The sequence below is a fragment of the Micromonospora sp. NPDC049799 genome, assembly GCF_040656655.1.
Lineage (GTDB): Bacteria > Actinomycetota > Actinomycetes > Mycobacteriales > Micromonosporaceae > Micromonospora.
In genome coordinates this window covers 1-19,608 of sequence record NZ_JBFAMU010000049.1, presented here as the reverse complement: position 1 = coordinate 19,608, position 19,608 = coordinate 1, and the positions used below count along the sequence as shown (strand labels likewise).

General features: G+C 73.7%; 20 protein-coding genes and 2 pseudogenes. 15 read left to right on the top strand and 7 right to left on the bottom strand.

Going from position 1 to position 19,608, the window contains the following annotated elements; translation table 11 throughout:
* Positions 1 to 89: pseudogene (locus tag AB0I76_RS06975) on the top strand (SDR family oxidoreductase); the annotation flags it as partial.
* A gap of 132 nt (positions 90 to 221) precedes the next feature.
* On the opposite strand, the gene AB0I76_RS06970 reads toward AB0I76_RS06975, so the two are convergent.
* The 4 genes from AB0I76_RS06970 to AB0I76_RS06955 form a co-directional block, all read right to left on the bottom strand.
* The gene (locus tag AB0I76_RS06970; RefSeq protein ID WP_357030901.1) at positions 222 to 581 is read right to left on the bottom strand and encodes a hypothetical protein; all 360 of its coding nucleotides are present in this window, start codon (positions 579 to 581) and stop codon (positions 222 to 224) included.
* 29 nt (positions 582 to 610) lie between these two features.
* Entirely contained in the window at positions 611 to 865 is a 255-nt protein-coding gene (locus AB0I76_RS06965; RefSeq protein WP_357030898.1) for a hypothetical protein, read from the bottom strand.
* An 82-nt stretch (positions 866 to 947) separates the two neighbouring features.
* Positions 948 to 1,421 (bottom strand): large conductance mechanosensitive channel protein MscL, encoded by a 474-nt coding sequence (mscL, locus tag AB0I76_RS06960; protein WP_357030895.1) that lies wholly within the window; start codon positions 1,419 to 1,421, stop codon positions 948 to 950.
* A 39-nt stretch (positions 1,422 to 1,460) separates the two neighbouring features.
* A complete protein-coding gene (locus AB0I76_RS06955) occupies positions 1,461 to 2,144 on the bottom strand; it encodes an FCD domain-containing protein (protein WP_357030892.1) in 684 nt (227 codons plus the stop codon).
* Between the two features lie 164 nt (positions 2,145 to 2,308).
* Between AB0I76_RS06955 and AB0I76_RS06950 the strand changes: the two genes are divergently transcribed.
* Complete coding sequence (locus AB0I76_RS06950; protein ID WP_357030904.1) at positions 2,309 to 3,463, top strand: MFS transporter; 1,155 nt, start codon at positions 2,309 to 2,311, stop codon at positions 3,461 to 3,463.
* 9 nt (positions 3,464 to 3,472) lie between these two features.
* Here the strand turns inward: AB0I76_RS06950 and AB0I76_RS06945 are convergent, their stop codons facing one another.
* Positions 3,473 to 3,829: an STAS domain-containing protein gene (locus tag AB0I76_RS06945; RefSeq protein WP_357030889.1), complete on the bottom strand. Its 357-nt coding sequence runs from the start codon at positions 3,827 to 3,829 to the stop codon at positions 3,473 to 3,475.
* Between the two features lie 165 nt (positions 3,830 to 3,994).
* Here AB0I76_RS06945 and AB0I76_RS06940 point away from each other — a divergent pair, with 165 nt between their 5' ends.
* The 8 genes from AB0I76_RS06940 to AB0I76_RS06905 all read left to right on the top strand — a co-directional run bounded on the left by AB0I76_RS06940 (position 3,995) and on the right by AB0I76_RS06905 (position 12,358).
* Positions 3,995 to 4,855 (top strand): STAS domain-containing protein, encoded by an 861-nt coding sequence (locus tag AB0I76_RS06940; protein WP_357030886.1) that lies wholly within the window; start codon positions 3,995 to 3,997, stop codon positions 4,853 to 4,855.
* Entirely contained in the window at positions 4,855 to 5,262 is a 408-nt protein-coding gene (locus tag AB0I76_RS06935; protein WP_357030883.1) for an STAS domain-containing protein, read from the top strand. The genes AB0I76_RS06940 and AB0I76_RS06935 overlap by 1 nt, the downstream gene beginning before the upstream one ends.
* Positions 5,259 to 5,678: an ATP-binding protein gene (locus AB0I76_RS06930; protein ID WP_357030880.1), complete on the top strand. Its 420-nt coding sequence runs from the start codon at positions 5,259 to 5,261 to the stop codon at positions 5,676 to 5,678. The genes AB0I76_RS06935 and AB0I76_RS06930 overlap by 4 nt, the downstream gene beginning before the upstream one ends.
* A complete protein-coding gene (locus tag AB0I76_RS06925) occupies positions 5,675 to 6,688 on the top strand; it encodes a SpoIIE family protein phosphatase (RefSeq protein ID WP_357030877.1) in 1,014 nt (337 codons plus the stop codon). Before AB0I76_RS06930 ends, AB0I76_RS06925 begins: the two co-directional genes overlap by 4 nt.
* The gene (locus AB0I76_RS06920) at positions 6,685 to 8,043 is read left to right on the top strand and encodes a sensor histidine kinase (protein ID WP_357030874.1); all 1,359 of its coding nucleotides are present in this window, start codon (positions 6,685 to 6,687) and stop codon (positions 8,041 to 8,043) included. The genes AB0I76_RS06925 and AB0I76_RS06920 overlap by 4 nt, the downstream gene beginning before the upstream one ends.
* A 2-nt stretch (positions 8,044 to 8,045) precedes the next feature.
* Positions 8,046 to 9,584, top strand: a complete 1,539-nt coding sequence (locus AB0I76_RS06915; protein WP_357030871.1) for a SpoIIE family protein phosphatase — start codon at positions 8,046 to 8,048, stop codon at positions 9,582 to 9,584.
* A gap of 207 nt (positions 9,585 to 9,791) precedes the next feature.
* Positions 9,792 to 10,223 carry a hypothetical protein gene (locus AB0I76_RS06910; RefSeq protein WP_357030868.1) on the top strand — a complete coding sequence of 144 codons (432 nt, stop codon included), beginning with the start codon at positions 9,792 to 9,794 and terminating at the stop codon, positions 10,221 to 10,223.
* Between the two features lie 2 nt (positions 10,224 to 10,225).
* Positions 10,226 to 12,358, top strand: a complete 2,133-nt coding sequence (locus AB0I76_RS06905) for a bifunctional polysaccharide deacetylase/glycosyltransferase family 2 protein (protein WP_357030865.1) — start codon at positions 10,226 to 10,228, stop codon at positions 12,356 to 12,358.
* Between the two features lie 26 nt (positions 12,359 to 12,384).
* Here the strand turns inward: AB0I76_RS06905 and AB0I76_RS06900 are convergent, their stop codons facing one another.
* Positions 12,385 to 12,567 (bottom strand): hypothetical protein, encoded by a 183-nt coding sequence (locus tag AB0I76_RS06900; protein ID WP_357030862.1) that lies wholly within the window; start codon positions 12,565 to 12,567, stop codon positions 12,385 to 12,387.
* 163 nt (positions 12,568 to 12,730) lie between these two features.
* On the opposite strand from AB0I76_RS06900, the gene AB0I76_RS06895 reads away from it, so the two are divergent.
* The 4 genes from AB0I76_RS06895 (at position 12,731) to AB0I76_RS06880 (ending at position 16,520) form a co-directional block, all read left to right on the top strand.
* Positions 12,731 to 13,675, top strand: a complete 945-nt coding sequence (locus AB0I76_RS06895; protein ID WP_357030860.1) for a threonine/serine dehydratase — start codon at positions 12,731 to 12,733, stop codon at positions 13,673 to 13,675.
* 87 nt (positions 13,676 to 13,762) lie between these two features.
* Positions 13,763 to 14,299, top strand: a complete 537-nt coding sequence (locus tag AB0I76_RS06890; RefSeq protein ID WP_357030857.1) for a PadR family transcriptional regulator — start codon at positions 13,763 to 13,765, stop codon at positions 14,297 to 14,299.
* Complete coding sequence (locus AB0I76_RS06885) at positions 14,296 to 14,997, top strand: ABC transporter ATP-binding protein (RefSeq protein WP_357030854.1); 702 nt, start codon at positions 14,296 to 14,298, stop codon at positions 14,995 to 14,997. The genes AB0I76_RS06890 and AB0I76_RS06885 overlap by 4 nt, the downstream gene beginning before the upstream one ends.
* Complete coding sequence (locus AB0I76_RS06880) at positions 14,994 to 16,520, top strand: FtsX-like permease family protein (RefSeq protein ID WP_357030851.1); 1,527 nt, start codon at positions 14,994 to 14,996, stop codon at positions 16,518 to 16,520. The genes AB0I76_RS06885 and AB0I76_RS06880 overlap by 4 nt, the downstream gene beginning before the upstream one ends.
* Positions 16,521 to 16,592: 72 nt before the next feature.
* Here AB0I76_RS06880 and AB0I76_RS06875 read toward each other — a convergent pair whose 3' ends face one another.
* Positions 16,593 to 18,686, bottom strand: coding sequence for a S9 family peptidase (locus AB0I76_RS06875; RefSeq protein ID WP_357030848.1), 2,094 nt, complete (start codon positions 18,684 to 18,686; stop codon positions 16,593 to 16,595).
* A gap of 73 nt (positions 18,687 to 18,759) precedes the next feature.
* Here AB0I76_RS06875 and AB0I76_RS06870 point away from each other — a divergent pair.
* Positions 18,760 to 19,305, top strand: a pseudogene (locus AB0I76_RS06870) (FAD-binding oxidoreductase); the annotation flags it as partial.
* Positions 19,306 to 19,608: the final 303 nt, after the last annotated feature.

The following is a 19,608-nucleotide window of genomic DNA, read 5'->3' as shown; positions in this document are numbered from 1 at the left end:
CCAAGGAACTCGCGCCCCGCGGCATCCGCGTCAACGCCGTCGCCCCCGGCATCATCCGGACCGACATCCACGCCCTGTCCGGCCGGCCGCGCCCGCCGCGCCGCCCACGCCGCCTGTGGCGGCGGCTGTGCCAGGTGGAGATCACGCTCGAACAGGGAAGTAGTGGCCTCCCGGGCACGTGGAGGCCACTACTTCATGGATGTAGCACGATCTTGGAGCCGTCACTCCTCGGCGGGGAGGGCACTGACGGGGACGTCCAGGTGGACCTGGGTGTCCACCGCGGCGATGCGGTCGGCCGGCACGTAGACCGCGCCGGTGGGCACCAGCTCGGTGGAGACCTTCAGGTAGCCCCCGTGCAGCAGCCGGGCGGCCAGGTCGGCGGGTACGTCCGGTTCCCCCACGGCGGTCGACTCGATCAGCTCGTCCAGGCTGCTGCCCGGGTCGGCGGTCGGCGCCTGCACGGTCACCGCGTTCGGGTCACCCCGCTGCACGAGATCCACCGTGCCGATCCCGGCGCCGGTCGAGTCGACCACCGGCATGCCGGTGGTCACCCGGGAAACGGCGGTGTGCTGCTGGCTCATGTGGTCGCGGTTCCCGACCCGCCGTGTCCCTAAACGCCGGAGGGGTTCGACCAGCCGGACGGTGGGCGCGGGGACAGCTCGCGCCACGTGTCGGTGCCCTGGAGCAACGCCCGGACCGTCTCCTCGGCCTCGTCCGCGCTGCCGTACTCGTAGAACTGGGAGACGCCCTCCGAGCCGCCCGCCCGCTGCTCGACGTACCACCGGTCGGCGTCGGCGCGGAGGAACACGTCCCGCCGCGCCAGTCGTCCCCATTTCCCGTTCCACCAGTGCTTCCGCTGCTCCATGGCGGGGACTCTATCGAACAGGCGTACGAAAAGGTGCGACCCCCGCGGGATTCCCGCGAGGGCCGTTGTGCGTGTGCCGGGTTCAGTACTTCGTGGGCGGTTCCTGCCGCCGGCCGAGCACGTCGTCCAGGGCGCCGCGCTGCTGACCGGGGGTGGAGTGGCCGGCGGCGACGAGCGCGTCCCGGATCTCGGTGAGCAGCTTGACCTCCTCGCTCGGAGCCTTCGGCGGCGGCTCCTCGCCGCGCCGGCGCCGCTCGGCCAACCGGTTCATCGGGTAGACGACCAGGAAGTACAGCGCCAGCGCGGTGAGCAGGAACGTGATCAGCGCGTTCACGAAGGCCACCCAGTCGAACGGGATGCCCCGGAACTTCGGTGTGGACCCGCTGAGGCCGTCCTTGCTGCCGGTCATCAGCGCGATCATCACCCGGACCAGCGGTTCCAGGAACGACTTGGTGAGCTGGGTGACCACGCCGGTGAAGGCGGCACCGATGACGACACCGACCGCCAGGTCGACGACGTTCCCGCGCATGATGAAGTCTTTGAAGCCCTTGAGCATCCGTACTCCCGAGGTGTCCGGTTTTCCGTCCGGCACAACCTATGCCCCCGAAGCGGGCTCCAGAAAAGCGCCGGCCTCGATCGCCGCGCGCTCCGGATCGCCGGCCCGGATCGCGTCCACCAGCCGGGAGTGGTCGACGTGGCGCTCGGGCTCCAGCGCGCCGCCCATTGCCTGCGCCACCGTGCTGCGCAGGGCGGTGCCGACCGAGGCGTACAGGTCGGCGAGCATGCCGTTGTGCGCGGCGGCGACCACCGCCGTGTGCAGCGCGGCGTCGGCCTCGACGAACTCGTCGACCCGGCCTCCGCGCCACGCGGCCTCCCGGTCGGCGAGCGCCGCGTCGAGCGCCGCCAGGTCCTCGGCCGTACGCCGTAGCGCGGCCAGTCGGGCGGCCTCCACCTCGAAGGCGCGCCGCACCTCGACGACCTCGGTCATCCGGTCGTCGGTGAGCCGGCGGGCCACCACGGGGGCCAGCTCGTCGGTCGACACCACGTACGTCCCGGAGCCCTGCCGGCACTCCAGCACCCCGGCGTGCACGAGGGCGCGGACCGCCTCGCGGACGGTGTTGCGGCCCACGCCGAGGGCGGCGACCAGTTGCGGCTCAGTGGGGATGCGCCCACCCACCGGCCACTCGCCGCCGAGGATCCGCTGCCGGAGCTGGGCGATCGTCTCCCGCACCCGCTGCCCACGCGGGGGCACGGGCGCGGAATCAGTCGTCGGTGGCACTGGTTACAACCCCTGCCGGAAATTCATCCCATGATTGTAGGTTCGACTCCATGACCCCGCCACCACCCACCACCACCCCCACCGCCGTCGCGCCGGTGGCACCCCCGACCCCGTCACGGCAGGCGGTCGGACCGGTCTCCGGGGGCCTGCTGGTGCTGGTGGCGATGCTGCTGGTCGCGGTGAACCTGCGGGCCGCGGTGACCAGCCTCGGTGCCCTCCTCGACGAGGTGCGGGGCGGTCTCGGGCTGTCCGCGACGATGGCCGGGTTCGTCACCACGCTGCCCACCATCGCGTTCGCCGGGCTGGGCGCGCTCACCCCGTGGCTGGTCCGCCGGTTCGCGCCGGCCCGGGTGCTGGTGGTCGCCATGCTCGCCCTGGCCGTCGGGCAGGTGCTGCGGGTCCTCACCGACTCCCCGCTCGTCTTCGTGCTCACCAGCGCGCTGGCGCTCGCCGGTATCGCGGTGGCGAACATCCTGCTGCCGATGCTGGTCAAGCAGCACTTCCCGCACCGCACCGGGCTCGTCACCGGGGCGTACACGATGGCACTGACCGTGGGCACGACGGTGGCCGCCGCCTCGGCCGTGCCGATCGCCCACGCCTTCGGGTCCTGGCGGGCCGGGCTCGGGGTCTGGGCCGGGCTGGCCGCGGTGGCCGTACTCCCGTGGGTGCCGCTGGCGCTCCGGGCCCGGGCCGCGGCGCGGCGGGCGCCCCGGACGGCCGCCGCCGCTCCCCGGGCGCGGATCCGACCCGGGCGGACCCGGCTCGGCTGGGCCATGGCGGTGTACTTCGGCGCGCAGTCGCTCAGCGGGTACGCGATCATGGGCTGGTTGGCCCAGCTCTTCCGGGACGCCGGCTACCGGCCCGAGACGGCCGGTCTGCTGCTCGCCGGGGTAACCGCGCTCGGCGTGCCGATCGCGCTGCTCATGCCGACGCTGGCCGGCCGGCTGCGCACGCTGCGTCCGCTGGTGCTCGGGCTCACCACCGCGTCCACCCTCGCCTACCTGGGCCTGGCGCTGGCGCCCCACGACGGCGCGCTGCTCTGGGTGGCCCTGCTGGCGGTCGGACAGGGCGCGTTCCCGCTGATCCTCACCACCATCGGACTGCGCGCCCGCACGGCGGACGGGACCGTCGCGCTGTCGGCGTTCGCGCAGAGCACCGGGTACGTCATCGCGGCCCTCGGGCCGCTGCTGGTCGGGGTGCTCTACGAGGCGACCGGCGGCTGGACCGCGCCGATCGGGTTCCTGCTGGTGGCCCTGGCGGTGCAGACCGGAGCGGGCATGGTCATCGCCCGCCCCCGGTACATCGAGGACGGGCGGTGAGAGAAGGAATCAGGAGGAGGCCGGTGTGGGTTCACCCGCGACGGCCTGCTCGACCGTCGGGTAGGTGTGCAGCACCTCGACCAGGCCGCTGACCTCCAGGATGCGCAGCACCCCACGCTGCGGTGCGGCCAGCCGCACCACGCCCCCGGCCTCGTCGCAGCTGTTCTTGGCGCGGACGAAGACGGACAGGCCGGTCGAGTCGCAGAACGACACGTCCGCCAGGTCGAAGACCAGCCGGCTCCGACCCTTGTCCAGCAGGTCGGTGATCTGGTCCTGCAACTGCGGTGCGGTCGCCATGTCCAGCTCGCCTGCGACCGACACGACGACGACGTCGCCGCGCTGTTCCGTGTGCACCGTCAAGGACATTTGCCAGACCTCCAAGTTATCGGTGAAACGGTATCCCACGATGGAGGTGGTACGCAGAACGGGAGGTGGTATCCGGTGTGCGTCATCATTCCTTTGCCACGTGGCAAGTAGTTCTCCGGCACCCGGTGATAGAGTCCGCCCGGTTCCAGGTCAAGGGGGTCTGACATGGCGCTAAGCGCCGATGAGAGCGGTCGACTGGCGGCCTTGCTGACCAGCCACACGGACCGGGTCCTGTCCCGGTGGACCGAGATTGCCGGGGCGTCCCTGCGGGGACGTCTCAGCCAGGCGGAACTCCGCCGCCAGGTGGAGGACCTGCACCGCGGCATGGTCACCACCGCCGAGCAGGGCCTGCTGCACCTCGACGGTGAGAACGCCGGCGAGCTGCGCGCGGTCCTCGCCGACCTGTCGCGCGGCCGTGCCCGACAGGGTTTCTCCGCCACCGAGACCGCCACCAGCGTCTTCGCCCTCAAGGACGTGCTGCTGGAGCTGATGGAGGCGGACAGCGGGACGGGCACCCTGCGCGACTACGTCGCCTACTCCAGCTTCGTCGACCAGATGGGCCTCTTCACCTTCGAGACCTACGTCCGGACCCGGGAGAGCCTCATCGCCGACCAGGCGGAGCAGCTTCTCGAACTCTCCACCCCGGTCGTGAAGCTCTGGGAGGGCGTGGTCGCCGTCCCCCTGGTCGGCACCCTCGACTCGGCCCGCGCCCAGGTCGTGATGGAGCGGCTGCTGCAGACCCTCGTCGACACCAGCTCCCCGTACGCGATCATCGACATCACCGGCGTGCCGGCGGTCGACACCCAGGTCGCCCAGCACATCCTCAAGACCGTCGTGGCCGCCCGGCTGATGGGCGCCGACTGCATCATCTCCGGCATCCGGCCGCAGATCGCGCAGACGATCGTGGCCCTCGGCATCGAGTTCGGCGACATCGCCACCAAGGCCAGCCTCGCCGACGCCCTGCGGCACGTCCTCCGCCTCACCGGCGTGGAGACCGCCCGCCGCACGACGCGCCGGGAGCGCTGATGGACCGGGTGCCGATCCTCAAGATCGGCGACATCCTGCTCGTCTCCATCCAGGTCGACATGTCCGACCAGACCGCTCTCCAGCTCCAGGAGGACCTGGCCGAGCGGATCGTCGACACCGGCTGCCACGGCGTCATCATCGACATCACCGCCCTGGACATCGTCGACTCGTTCGTCGGCCGGATGCTCTCCACCATCGCGTCCATCTCCAAGGTGCTGGACGCCGAGACGGTGGTCGTCGGCATGCGCCCGGCCGTCGCCATCACGCTGGTCGAGCTGGGCCTGTCGCTCAACGGCATCCGTACCGCGCTGAACGTCGAGCGGGGCATGGAACTCATCGCGGCGGCCCGCGCCGACGAGCACGAGGAGCTCGACGACGAACCGGACGCCGAGACGGCGACGCCGTGACGACCGGCGTCGACCTGGGCCAGCCGCAGGCGCAGGCGATCCGCAGCGACGAGGACGTGGTGCGGGTCCGGCAGCTGGTGCGTACCGTCGCGGTGGCCGTCCGGCTTTCCCTCGTCGACCAGACCAAGCTGGTCACCGCGGCGAGCGAACTGGCGCGCAACACCCTGGTGTACGGCGGGGGTGGCACGGTCGAGGTGACCACCGTCGACAACGGGCGGCGGCGCGGCGTACGGATCGTCTTCGCCGACTCCGGCCCCGGCATCGTCGACCTGGACCTGGCCCTGACCGACGGCTACACCACCGGCGGAGGGCTCGGCCTCGGGCTCAGCGGCGCCCGCCGCCTCGTCGACGAGTTCGACATCTGGACCGTAGTGGGTGAGGGAACCCGCATCACGGTCACCAAGTGGTCCCGATGAACACCGACCCGGTCTCGGACCGCGGAATCTGGTTCCGCGTCGAGGCCGGCAGCACGGCCAGCGCCGTCCGCCGGGCCGCCGAGCGGCTCGGCGCCCAGCTCGGGCTCGGCGACGCCCGCACCGCCGACCTGGCGATCGTCGCCGCCGAACTCACCAGCAACCTGGTCAAGCACGCCGACGACGGCGTGCTGCTGCTCCGCCCGGTACGCCGGGAGGCGGAGGCCGGGGTGGAACTGGTCGCCATCGACTCGGGCCCGGGGATGGCCGACCTGACCGTCTCCTCCCGCGACGGGCACTCCACCACCGGCACACTCGGCATCGGCCTCGGGGCGATCACCCGCCAGGCCAGCTGGTTCGACGGGTACTCCCGGCCGGGGAAGGGCACCGTCCTCGCCGTCCAGGTCTGGCCGCGGGCCGCCCCCGAGCAGTCGTGGGTCGGCGCGCTGACCCGGCCGATCACCGGGGAGACGGTCAGCGGGGACGGCTACGCCTGGCGGACCGCCGAGGGCCGGCGACAGCTGCTGGTCTGCGACGGCCTCGGGCACGGCTCACTCGCCGCCGCCGCCACCGACGCCGCCCTGGACGCGTTCCGGCGGGCGCCGGCCGGGTCCCCGGCCACCGTGGTAGGGCACCTGCACCGGGCCATGTCGCACACGCGTGGCGCGGCGCTCGCCGTGGCCGAGCCCGACCCGGCGACCGGCCTGCTGCGCTACGCCGGCCTCGGCAACATCTCCGGCGCCGTCGTCGACCGCGAGGGCCGCCGCAAGGGCCTGGTGTCGCTGCCCGGCATCGCCGGGCACCAGCGGCCGTCGGTACGCGAGTACGACTACCCCTTCGGCTCGGACGCCCTCCTCGTCATGCACAGTGACGGGGTGGTCGACCGCTGGCAACTCGACGAGTACCCGGGCCTGACCGACCGGTCCCCCCTGGTCGTGGCCGCGACCCTGCTGCGCGACGCCGGCCTCCGCCGCGACGATGCCTGCGTCCTGGTCGCCCGGGCGGCGTCATGACCACGTCCGCGATGCCGCTGCTGGCGATGGCGTTGCGGGTCGAGCACGACATCTTCGTGGTCCGGCAGCGCGGCCGGGAGGTGGCCGCCGCCGTCGGGCTGGAACACCAGGACCAGGTCCGCATCGCGACCGCGCTCAGCGAGGTCGCCCGGGACCTGCTGCGCGCCGTCGGCGGGGCGGACGTGACGTTCGCGGTGACCGCCGACGCCGATGACGGTAGGCAGCACCTCCGGATCGACCTCGCCCCGGTCGGTCCCCTTCCGGGAGGACGGTACGAGCCGCAGTCCGGGGCGGTGGCACGACTCGTGGACAGGCTGGACATGGTGGTGGGGAAGGGGGATACGGTCGTGAGGATGTCCCGACGTGTCCCGGTCACCGCGCAGGCGCTGACCCCGGAGCGTCTCGCCGAGCTGCGTGCCGCCCTCGGGGAGAGCGCGCCGGGCAGCGCCCTCGACGAGCTGACCGCCCAGAACCAGCAGCTCATCGCCGCCCTCGACGAGGTACGCAGCCAGCGCGACGAGCTGGCCGTGCTGAACGAGGAGCTGGCCGAGACCAACCGGGGCGTCATGGCGCTCTACAACCAGCTCACCGAGGAGCTGGAGGAGACCAACCGCGGCGTGGTCGCCCTCTACGGCGAGCTGGACGAGAAGTCCGCCCAGCTCCGCGCGGCCAGCGAGTCCAAGAGCCGGTTCCTCGCCAACGTCAGCCACGAGCTGCGGGCCCCGGTCACCGCGATCATCGGGCTGGGCCGCCTGCTCGCCGACTCCTCCTCCGACCCGCTCACCGCCGAGCAGGCCCGCCAGGTCGGGCTGATCCGCTCCTCGGCGGCCGATCTGCTCGCGCTGGTCAACGAACTGCTCGACCTGGCGAAGGCCGAGTCCGGGCGGATCGAGCCGGACTGGACCGAGGTGGACCTGCGGCCCGTCTTCGGGCAGTTGCGGGGCACCCTGCGCGCGTTGGCCACCCGGCCCGAGGTGGAGTTGGTGGTGGAGGAGCCGCCGGCGCCGGCCGTCCTGCGTACCGACGAGGTGCTGCTCGCCCAGGTGCTGCGCAACCTGCTGCACAACGGGTTGAAGTTCACCGAGCGCGGCGAGGTTCGGCTGCGGGCGGAGCGCCGGGGCGACCGGTGGCAGCTCACCGTCTCCGACACCGGCCCCGGCATCCCGGCGGAGCTGCACGAGCGGATCTTCGAGGAGTTCTACCAGGTCCCCGGCAAGACCCGGGTCGGCGGCACCGGCCTCGGCCTGCCGTACGCGCGACGGCTGGTGACGCTGCTCGGCGGCAGCCTCGACCTGGCCAGCGAGCCCGGCCGGGGCAGCACGTTCACCGTCTCCCTGCCCGTGGACGGAGCCTGACCGTGGAGGGCGGTCCGGCGACCGTGCTCGTGGTCGACGACAGTCGCACCAAGCGCTACCTGCTGGTCAGCTGGCTCTCCCGGGCCGGTTTCACGGTGCTGGAGGCGGAGACCGGCGGCGAGGCCCTGGCCCGGGTCGGTGTGGATCCGATCGACCTGGTGGTCCTCGACGTCCGGCTGCCCGACCTCAGCGGGTTCGAGGTCTGCGAGCGGATCAAGACGGCCCACCCGGCGATGCCGGTCATCCACGTCTCGGCGCACGCGGTGGACGTGGTGGACCGGGCGCAGGGGCTGACCCGGGGCGCGGACGCGTACCTCGCGGAGCCGATCGAGCCCGAGGAACTCGTGGCCACCGCATCGGCGGTGCTGCGGTACTACCGCGCCCGACAGCGCGCCGAACTGCTCGTCGAGCGGCTCACCGGGCTCGCCGACACCACCGTGGCGGTGCACGCGGCACCGAGCTTCGCCCGGCTGCTGGAGGGGGCGGCCGAAGGGGCGGCGAAGATCTTCAAGTGCCCCGCCGCCGTGGTGGCCGAGACCTTCGACGGCGACTGCATCGCGGGTGTGACCGCCGGCCCGGACACGCCGGCCAGGATCGTCCCGTGGGTCGTCGACGACACCGGGGTGCCCACCGGGTCGACAGTCCGCGTGCAGGATCCGGCCGCCTGGGGCCTGGTCGACTGGCCGGCCGACGACACGGTGACCGTCGCCGCCGCCCGGCTGCGCGAGGACCGCGCACCGCTGTACGTCGTCGTACCCACCCACACCCAGACCGACCGCAACCCGGTGCTGGTGCAGCTCGCCCAGGCGGTCGCGGCGGCGGTGGAGGCGCAGCGCTCCTTCGACGAGGAGCACCGGATCGCCGTCACCCTCCAGCGCAGCCTGCTGCCCCGCCGGATCCCCACCGTCGCCGGGCTGGACCTGGCGGTGCGCTACGAGCCGGCCAGCGCCCAGACCGAGGTGGGCGGGGACTTCTACGAGCTGGTGATGCTCGACGGGCACCTGCTGCTGGCGATCGGCGACGTGGCCGGCCACTCGCTGCACGCGGCGACCGTCATGGCCGAGCTGCGGCACGCAGTGCGCGCGTACGCGGTGGAGGGGCACCAGCCGGGCGAGATCCTGCACCGGGTGAACGAGCTGATGCGGACGCTGCTCCCCAACGAGCTGGCCACCATCTGCGTCCTGCTGGTCCACCCGCCCAGCGGTCGGGTGCGGATGGCCAGCGCCGGACACCTGCCGCCGGTGCTCAGCCTGCACGGCAAGGTGGAGTTCGTGCAGCAGTCCGCCCCACTGCTCGGGGTCCGCGCCCCGCGCCCGCCGGACCTGGAGTTCGTGCTGCCCGCCGGAGCGACGCTGGTCTTCTACACCGACGGGCTGATCGAGCGGCGGGACACCACCATCGACGACGGGCTGTCCGCCCTGGCGGCCGTCGCCGCCCGGGTCGACCAGGACCTGGACCGGTTCTGCGAGCGCCTGCTGGTCGAGCTGGCCCCGCCCGAGATCCAGGACGACGTCGCCGTGGTCGCCCTCCGCCGCCGCTGACCTGCCCGCCTCGCCCGACCTGCCGGACGTCGACCGTCTTCTCGCCCGCACCGGCCGGGACCCGGTCTGGTCCCCGACCGCCGGCTGAAGCCCCCCTTTGCCGCGTAACGCGGCGCCGACGGGCGGCGCTGTTGGAACCGGGGGCCCGGCCGACGGGTCCACGCCGGCCCGTGTCCGGCGCGCGCATGGCAGCGGGAGTTTCAGCAGATGCACAACGAGCCGGGCGGACCGCCGCCGGTATTCGTCGACGGGACGGGGCAGCGACGTCGGCTGACCGTCATCGCCGGGACCGCGATGGGCTTGGGTCTGCTCGTCAGCCTCGGCCTGATCGCCGCCGGCCTCTTCATGGACTCGTCTGTTTCGCTGCCCGGCTGGTCGGAGAACCGGGCGCCGATCGAGGCCGAGGTGGACGACGGCGGTGAGCTCGGCGAAGGGTCCCCGGCGGTCCAGAGCCCCGCACCGGTGACCAGCACCGCGGTGCCGCTGCCCACGTCCAGCCGCAGCGCCGCCACGACCGCCACCACCGCACCGCCGGGCACCCCCGCCGCCGGCCAGCCGACCTCGTCCGAGCCTCCCGGTCAGGGCGACGACCGGCGCAGCACGGCGAAGCCGAGCCGGTCCCCCGGCAAACCTCGGTGACGGTGGCGCGCCACATCGCGCGGCGGGATCCTCGGGCGCACTGGGTCCTGCTCGTGCTCGCGCTGTTCCTGCTGCTCGCGGCGCTCAGCCTGAACGGGCTGGTGTCCGGGTTGGGCGGCGGCTCGGGTCAGCGGCACGACGCCGACGCCGCGGCCACCGGAGTGCCACGACAGGTGAACACCGGCGGGCCCGTGCTGCGGCTGGACCGGGACGAACCGGTGAGCCGCGCCGTGCCGGACCGGACCATCGCCCTCACCTTCGACGACGGACCCGACCCCGAGTGGACGCCGCAGGTCCTCGACGTGCTGCGCCGGCACGGCGCCCGCGCCACCTTCTTCGTGGTCGGCTCCCGCGTCAACGAGAATCCCGAGCTGACGCGGCGGATCCTCGCCGAGGGACACGAACTCGGCTCGCACACCTACACCCACGCCGACCTGGGCACCGCCCCGGCGTGGCGCCGCGACGTGGAGCTGTCGCTCACCCGCAAGGCGATCGCCGGAGCCACCGGGTGGGAGGTCACCCTGCTGCGTCCGCCGTACTCGTCCCGACCCGGCGAGCTGACCGGCGCCCAGTACGCGGCGCTGCGCGCCGCCGCCGGCACCGGTCACGTCAGCGTACTGAGCGACCTGGACACCAAGGACTGGCAGCGGCCGGGAGTGGACGCCATCGTCAAGGCCGCCACCCCGGCCCGGGGGCGGGGCGCCGTGGTCCTCCTGCACGACGGCGGCGGTGACCGGTCCGAGACGGTCGCCGCGCTGGACCGGATGTTGCCCGACCTCACCCGGCAGGGCTACCGGTTCACCACCGTCTCCGAGGGCGTGGACGCCCCGGCGTCCATGGTGAAGGCGAGCGTGGGCAGCCGGGCCAGCGGCACCGCCCTGCGCTGGACCCAGACCGGCGCCCGCTGGACCGCCGGCGGGATGGACCTGCTGCTCGGGATCGCGCTGGTGCTCGGCGTGGCCCGGCTGGCCGTCCAGGTGGTGTGCGCCCAACGGCACGTCCGCCGGGTCCGCCGGCCGGGCCCCCCACGACCGGCGGTCGGCGAACCGGTGTCGGTGATCGTGCCCGCGTACAACGAGGCGGCCAACATCGCCGCGACCGTCCGCTCCCTGGTGGCCAGCGCGTACCCGGCGCTGGAGGTCATCGTGGTGGACGACGGCTCCTCCGACGGCACCGCCGACATCGTGGAACGGATGCGGCTGCGCGGCGTACGGGTGATCCGGCAGGCGAACGCCGGCAAGCCGGCCGCCCTGAACACCGGCATCCGGGCCGCCCGGGCGAACCTGCTGGTGCTCGTCGACGGCGACACCGTCTTCCAGCCGGACACCGTGCACCGGCTGGTCCAGGGCTTCGCCGACCCGACCGTGGGCGCGATCTCCGGCAACACGAAGGTCGCCAACCGGCGCCGGCTGCTCGGCCGTTGGCAGCACCTGGAGTACGTCATCGGCTTCAACCTGGACCGCCGGATGTACGACGTGCTGGAGTGCATGCCGACCATCCCGGGCGCGATCGGCGCGTTCCGCCGCGAGGTGCTGCTCGCCGTCGGCGGGGTGCCCTCCGACACCCTCGCCGAGGACACCGACCTGACGATGAAGGTGCTGCGGGCCGGCTGGCGGGTGGTGTACGAGGAGTCGGCGATCGCCTGGACCGAGGCTCCGTCGACGCTGCGGCAGCTGTGGCGGCAGCGGTACCGCTGGTGCTACGGCACGATGCAGGCGATGTGGAAGCACCGGCACGCGCTGCGCGAGCCGGGCGCCGGCGGCAAGCTCGGCCGGCGCGGGCTGCCGTACCTGACGGTGTTCCAGATCGTCCTGCCGCTGGCCGCCCCGGCGGTGGACGTCTACGCCGTGTACGGGCTGCTCTTCCTGCCCTGGTCGAACCTCGTGCTGGCGTGGGCCGGTCTGCTGCTGCTCCAGGGGTTGACCGCCGCGTACGCGCTGCGCCTGGACCGGGAACGGTACGGTCCCCTGTGGAGCCTGCCGTTCCAGCAGCTCGTCTACCGCCAGCTGATGTACCTGGTGGTGGTGCAGTCGGTGGTCACCGCGCTGGTCGGGAACCGGCTGCGCTGGCAGCGGATGGTGCGTACCGGCGAGGCCGCCGCCCTGATCGGCGTGCAAGGAAGGGCCCCTTCTTAACGCCCGCCGGCGATCAGTTCGCGTGATCAGTTCGCGGTGAAGAGGCCGCCGGCCAGCGCGAGGAGCGTCCCGGCCGCGGCGGAGCAGCAGCACACCAGCAGGGCCGCGACCACCGCGAGGATCGCCCACACGCGCCGGTCGCGCGCCGCGGCCCGCAGGCTCGACCGGGGTACGTCCGCCGTCCGGTCCTCGTCGCCGTCCCCCGCCACCCGGGCAGTCTAGGTGACCCCCGCCCGGCCGACGACGGTGTTCTGTGGGTGGCGGAGGGCCGGAACGCGCAGCTGTCAAGAAGGGCCCCCTGTACAACGCCCGGCGTTAACAAGGGGCCCTTCCTTCCCCCGGTGGGGGCACCGGGGCGGGCAGGATGGGGCGATGGAGCTGGTCTCGATCGCCGACGTCCGTGCCGCCGCCGTCGACATCGCGGGCACCGTCCTGCGTACGCCGCTGCTGCGGACCGGGTGGGACGCGGACCTGTGGCTCAAGCCGGAGAGCCTGCAGCCGGTGGGGTCGTTCAAGCTGCGCGGCGCGACCCACGCGGTCGCCCGGCTGACCCCGGCGGAGCGGGCGCGCGGTGTGGTCACGCACTCCTCGGGCAACCACGGGCTGGCGCTGGCGTACGCGGCCCGGGCGGCCGGCGTGCCGTGCCGGATCGTGGTGCCCGAGGGTGCCCCGGCGGTGAAGGTCGACCGGATCCGCGCGCTCGGCGTGGAGGTGCTGCTCGTGCCGCCGCCGCGACGTGTCCCGGAGGCGGAACGGATCGCGGCGACGACCGGCGCGGTCCTGGTGCCGCCGTTCGACGACCGGCGCATCGTGGCCGGGCAGGGCACGATTGGGTTGGAGATCGTCGAGGACCTGCCCGACGTCGACGTGGTGCTGGTGCCGGTGGGCGGCGGCGGGCTCTCCTCCGGCATCGCCACCGCGGTCAGGGCGCTGCGGCCGGAGGCGACGGTGATCGGCGTCGAGCCGGAGCTGGCCGCCGACGCCCGGGACTCGCTCGCCGCCGGATCGGTGGTGGTGTGGGGCGAGGAGCGGACCTACCGGACGATGGCCGACGGCCTGCGCCTGCCGCCGTCCGAACTGACCCTCGCGCACCTGTCCGCCCGGCTCGACGGCATCGTCACGGTCACCGAGGAGGAGATCCGCGCCGCGATGGGCCGGCTGGTCCGCGACGCCCGGCTGGTCGTCGAGCCGAGCGCCGCGGTGGCGGTGGCTGCCCGGCTGTTCCGCGCCGCCGAGATTCCCACCGGGCGTACGGTCGCGGTGGTCACCGGCGGCAACGTCGACCCGGCGGTGCTGGCGTCGGTGCTGGTGCCGTGAGGGTAGGGACGGGCCCTCGTGCCGGACGAGGGCCCGTCCGCGCACGGCTCCTTGACAGCCACTATTCACTGAGTGAATAGTGGCCGCGTGTCCACCCCGCACGTGCTGCTCGGGCTGCTCGCGGCTGGTGCCAGGCACGGCTACGAGCTGAAACGCGCCCACGACGAGCGCCTGCCCCGGGCCCGTCCGCTGGCGTTCGGGCAGGTCTACGCCACCCTCGGCCGGCTGCAACGTGACGGTCTGGTCGTGGCAGCCGGTCAGGAACGCGAGGGCGGCCCCGATCGCACGGCGTACGTGCTGACCGACGCGGGGCGGGCCGCGTTGGACCGGTGGCTCGCCGAGGTCGAGGCACCGATGCCGTACGTCTCCAGCACGCTCTTCGCCAAGGTCGCCGTGGCGCTGCTGGTGGACGATGTCGCCGGGGCCCGCTCCTACCTGGCCGCCCAACGGCAGGCGCACACCGTGCGCCTGCGTGAGCTGACGGCCGCCAAGACGGCACCCTCGGCCAGCCTCGACGACGTCGTGGCGGCCGACTACGCCATTGCCCACCTCGACGCGGATCTGCGGTGGCTCCACACCACCCTGGACCGGGTCGCCGACTGGCACCGGGAGGTGCACTCGTGACCTACCTGCAGGCCCGGGGCGTGGTCCGCTCCTACGGCCCGACCCCCGCGCTGCGCGGCGTCAACCTCGACGTCGCCGAGGGCGAGATCGTCGCGGTCACCGGCCCCAGCGGCTGCGGCAAGTCCACGCTGCTGCACTGCCTCGCTGGCATCCTGCGCCCCGACGCGGGCGAGGTGCTCTGGCGTGGCGAGCGCATCGACACCTGGTCCGAGGCGGCCCGGTCCAGGCTGCGACGCAGCACCTTCGGGGTGCTGTTCCAGTTCGGCCAGCTCGTCGCCGAGCTGACCGCGGCGGAGAACGTCGCCCTTCCCCTGCTCCTCGCCGGCACGGGGCGGCGAGAGGCGCGGACCGCGGCGCTCGGCTGGTTGGACCGGCTCGGGGTGGCCGACCTGGCCGACACCCGGCCCGGGGAGATGTCCGGCGGGCAGCAGCAACGCTGTGCGACCGCCCGGGCGTTGGTCACCGAGCCGCGGGTGCTGTTCGCGGACGAGCCGACCGGGGCGTTGGACACGCTCACCGGTGAGCAGGTGCTCACCCGCCTGGTCCGGCTCGTCCGCGAGCAGGGCACCAGCATCGTGCTCGTCACCCACGAGCCGCGCATCGCCGCGTACGCCGACCGGGAGGTGGTGCTGCGCGACGGTGTGGTCGACCACGATGGCCTCGGGTTGGACGTGCCGCTCGCGGGTGGCCACCGGTGAGGCCGTCGACCCTGCTGCGGCTCGCCGTGGCGGGCACCGCCACCGACACCGTTCGCGTGGTGCTCACCGCCCTCAGCGCCGCGCTGGCCGCCCTCGCCGGCCTGGCCGCGCTGACCGTCCTGGCCATCCCCACGCCACCCCCGGTCGACGAGGGGGACGTGCGCTGGTCCGACCAGTACGCCAGCCAGTTGCTCGTCGAGCCGGGGCTGCGCGGCGGCACCGCCTTCGCGTTGCTGCTGCTCACCGTCCCGGTGTTGGCGCTGGCCGGCCAGTGCGCCCGGCTCGGCGCCCCGGCCCGTGATCGCCGCCTCGCCGCGCTGCGGCTCGCCGGCGCCACCCCCGGGCAGGTCACCCGGCTCGCCGTCGGGGAGACCGGCCTCGCGGCCCTGCTGGGCACGGCCGGCGGCACGGCGATCTACTTCGGCGTCCGCGAGGCGTTCGACACCCCCGACGGGCAAGGGCGGCTGGCCCTCCCCACCGACGTACTGCCCGCTCCCGGAGCCTTCGCCGCAGTACTGCTCGGGCTGCCCGTCGTGGCGGGCCTCGCCACCGCGCTCATGCTGCGCCGGGTGACCGTCGGCCCGCTCGGGGTGGTCCGCAAGCAGCGGCGCGAACGCGGCCCTCGCCCCTGGGCCGGCGTCCTGATCGGGCTCGGGCTGGTTGCCTTCGCCGCCATCGGGCCGATCGACCGCTGGTACGCGACCCGCGACACCCAGCCGCCCGAGTGGCTGACCCCCGCCCTGCTGACGGGCGGCGGGCTCGCCGCACTCGTCGGCGTCGTCGTCGGCACCGGCTGGATCTCGTACGTCACCGGGCGGCTGCTGCGCCGGTGGGCACGCCGCCCGGCCACGCTGCTCGCGGCCGCCCGCCTGACCGCGGACCCCTGGGCGGGCAGCCGCACCTTCGCCGCTCTGCTGGCAGCGGTGCTCCTCGGTGCCGGGGCGGCGGGCCTGCGGGCCTACTTCGAGGCCGCGGGGGATTTGGAGCGGCGGGGCGGGGGCGGGCTGGCCGGCACCGACGACTTCTACCTGAGCACGATGGACCTCGTCGACCTCGCGGTCGCGGTGGCCATGGTGGTGGCCGCTGGCGGGCTCGTCGTAGCCCTGGTCGAGGGGGTCACCGCCCGGCGGCGGGCGTACGCGGCCCTGGTGGCGACCGGGGTGCCCGCCGCCACCATCGGGCGGTCGATCGCCTGGCAGGCGCTGGCCCCGGCGGTGCCGGCGGTCGCCCTCGCGCTCACGGTCGGCCTGCTGCTGGCCCGCGGCCTCTTCGGCACGCCGACCAGCGGTGGGGGGACGGTGGAGTTCTGTGACGCGGCGGAGCAACTCTGCAACGACCCGGCGACCCGGGCGCAGTACACCCGGGTCGAGGTGGAGCCGCTCGTCAGCCGCACGCCGGACGTACCCCTGGAACACGTGGCCTGGCTCGGGGCCGGCGCCCTCGCGGCGGTGCTGGTCACCGTCGCGGTCGGCCTGCTCTTCCTGCGGCCCGGTACGGCGGTCGAGGAACTGCGCGCGACCTGACGGAGGGCGTGCGAACGGGCCGGCGGGCGGCATGCCGCGCCGGAGCGCCCCCGGCCCGTTCGTCCTCGACCGTCAGGCGCGGCCGAGGCGGTCCAGGATCCAGGCGTTGACGAACGCCTCCTCGCGCCACGAGTCGTAGCGGCCGCTCGGGCCGCCGTGGCCGGCGCCCATCTCCGTCTTGAGCAGGTAGTCGCCCTGCGGGGCGACCTCCCGCAGACGGGCGATCCACTTCGCCGGCTCGTGGTACAGCACCCGGGTGTCGTTCAGGCTGGTCACCGCGAGGATCGCCGGGTAGTCCACGGCGCGCACGTTCTCGTACGGGGTGTAGGACTTCATGTACGCGTACACCTCGGGGTCGTCGAGGGGGTTGCCCCACTCCTCCCACTCGGTGACGGTCAGCGGCAGTGACGGGTCGAGGATCGAGGTGAGCGCGTCCACGAACGGCACCTGCGCGACGACGCCGCTGAAGGCGTCCGGTGCGATGTTGGCCACCGCGCCCATCAGCAGGCCGCCGGCCGAGGCGCCCCGGGCGACCAGCCGGTCGCTCGCCGTCCAGCCGGCCTTGACGAGGTGGCGGGCGCAGGCCACGAAGTCGGTGAACGTGTTCTTCTTGGCCAGCAGCTTGCCCCGGTCGTACCAGCGCCGGCCCAGCTCGCCGCCGCCCCGGATGTGTGCCACGGCGAAGACGACGCCCCGGTCCAGCAGGGACAGCCGGGCGACCGAGAACCACGGGTCCATGCTCGCCTCGTACGAGCCGTAGCCGTAGATCACGCAGGGCGCGGAGCCGTCGCGTGGGGTCCCGGCGCGGCACACCAGCGAGATCGGCACCCGGGTGCCGTCGTCGGCGAGCGCCCAGTCGCGGTGCTGCTCGTACTCCGCCGGGTCGTACGGCCGGCCGTCCGGCCCCGGCTGCACCGGCTTGCGCCGCCGCAGCGTCATCCGCCGGGTCACCAGGTCGTAGTCGTAGACGGAGTCCGGCGTGACCAGCGACGTGTAGCCCAGTCGGATCTGCCCGGTGCGGTACTCCGGGTTGGCGCCCAGGCCGACGCTGTAGAGCGGCTCCGGGAAGTCGATGTCGTACGCGTCGCCGCCGCCGATCGGGAGCACCCGCAGCCCGGTCAGCCCGTTGCTGCGCAGCGACACCACGAGGTGGTCGGCGAAGGCGTCCACCGCCTCGAGCCGGGTGCCCGGCGAGTGCTCGATCAGCGGGACCCAGTCGCCGGGCGCGTCCGCCGACGTGTACGCGAGTGCGAAGTCCTCCGCACCGTCGTTGTGCAGGATGAGGAACCGGTGCCCGTGGTGCTCCACCGTGTACTCCACGCCCTGCCGGCGGGCCGCCACGGACGCCGGGGCGCCGGTCGGGTTGCCGGCCGGGATCACCAGCACCTCGCTGGTGATCTTGCTGTGGATGTCGATGAGGACGAACTTCTCCGAGCGGGTCAGCTCGACGCCCACCCAGAACCGTTCGTCGTCCTCCTGGTAAACCACCACGTCCTCGCCCGACGGGGTGCCCAGAGTGTGCCGCCAGACCCGGTTGGGTCTCCACGCCTCGTCCACGGTCACGTAGAACAGCACCGACGCGTCGGCGGACCAGGCGGTGCCGTAGAAGGTGTCGGGCACCTCGTCGGGGAGCAGTTCGCCGGTGCTCAGGTCCTTCACCCGCAGCGTGAAGCGCTCGTCGCCGGAGAAGTCCGTCGAGTACGCGAGCCAGCGCCCGTCGGGGCTGACGTCGAACGCGCCGAGCGCGAAGAAGTCGTGCCCCTCGGCGAGCAGATTGCCGTCGAGCAGCACCTCCTCACCGTCGAGCGGGGCACCGTCGACACTGACCGGGGGCTCGGTCTCGCCGTCGCGGACGGCCCGGCGGCAGTGCACCCCGTACTGCTGGCCCTCGACCGTGCGGGTGTAGTACCACCAGCCGCCCTTGCGGGCGGGCACCGTCAGGTCGGTCTCCTGGGTGCGCTGGCGGATCTCCTCGAACAGCTCTCCGCGCAGCCCGGCGAGGTGCGCCGTCCGGGCCTCGGTGTACGCGTTCTCGGTGGTCAGGTGGGCGATCGTCTCCGGATCGTCCTTGACGGACAGCCAGGCGTACTCGTCGACGACGGTGTCACCGTGGTGGGTGCGCTCGCTCGGCACCCGCTTGGCCACGGGCGGGGTCTCGGTGGTCACGGCGCCACGTTACCGGCCGAGCGCCGCCCGCCGCGCGGGCTCGTCCGGCAACCCGCCGCCAGGTCTTTCGAACATGTGTACGATGACCGCCATGGCGGCAGCAGCGAGCTACACCGATCGGCCCGGCGCACTGGACATCACCCGGCGGCTGACGGAGATCTGCGGGCCGCCCTTCGCCCGCATGGCCGGCCCGGCCGACGAGGTGGCCGGTCGCCCGGCCCGCTGGGTCGCCGTGCCGGGCGGCCCGCACGCCGCCGCCGAGGTGCTGCGCCTCGCCGCACGCCACGACCTGACGGTGGTGCCCCGGGGAGCCGGCACGAAGATCGACTGGGGTGCCGCCCCGGAGCGGGTCGACATCATGCTCGACACCGGCCGGCTCGCCGGGATCGGCCACCGGTCGGTGGCCGGCGCGACCGTGGAGGTCGGTGCCGGCACCCCGCTGCGTGCCGTGCAGGCGACCCTGGAGCGCACCGGCCGGAGGCTCGCGCTGGACGCGCCCTCACCCGGTGCCACTCTGGGCGGGGTGCTCGCCGCCGGCGAGGCCGGCCCGCTGCGGCACCGCCACGGCACCCCGTGCGACCAGCTCGCCGGCCTGCGCTACCTGGAGGCCGACGGTGAGCTGGTCGACGCCGGTGGTGGCGCCGAGGGGCTGGAGCGGGCCCGGGTGCTCTGCGGCTCGCAGGGAGCACTCGGTGTGCTGGTGTCCGCCTCCCTGCGCGTGCAGGCCGTGCCGGCCAGCCGCATCTGGGTCACCCGGCCGGTGTGGACGCCGCTGGAGGTGCACGACCTGGTGCGTACGGTGCTCGCCGCCCGCCTCGACCCGGCGGCACGGATGTCACCCACCCCGTCGCCGTCGGAGTCCGCGAACGTGTCGATGTCGAGGCAGTAGACGACGGCCTCGGAGTACCACCTGTCACCCATG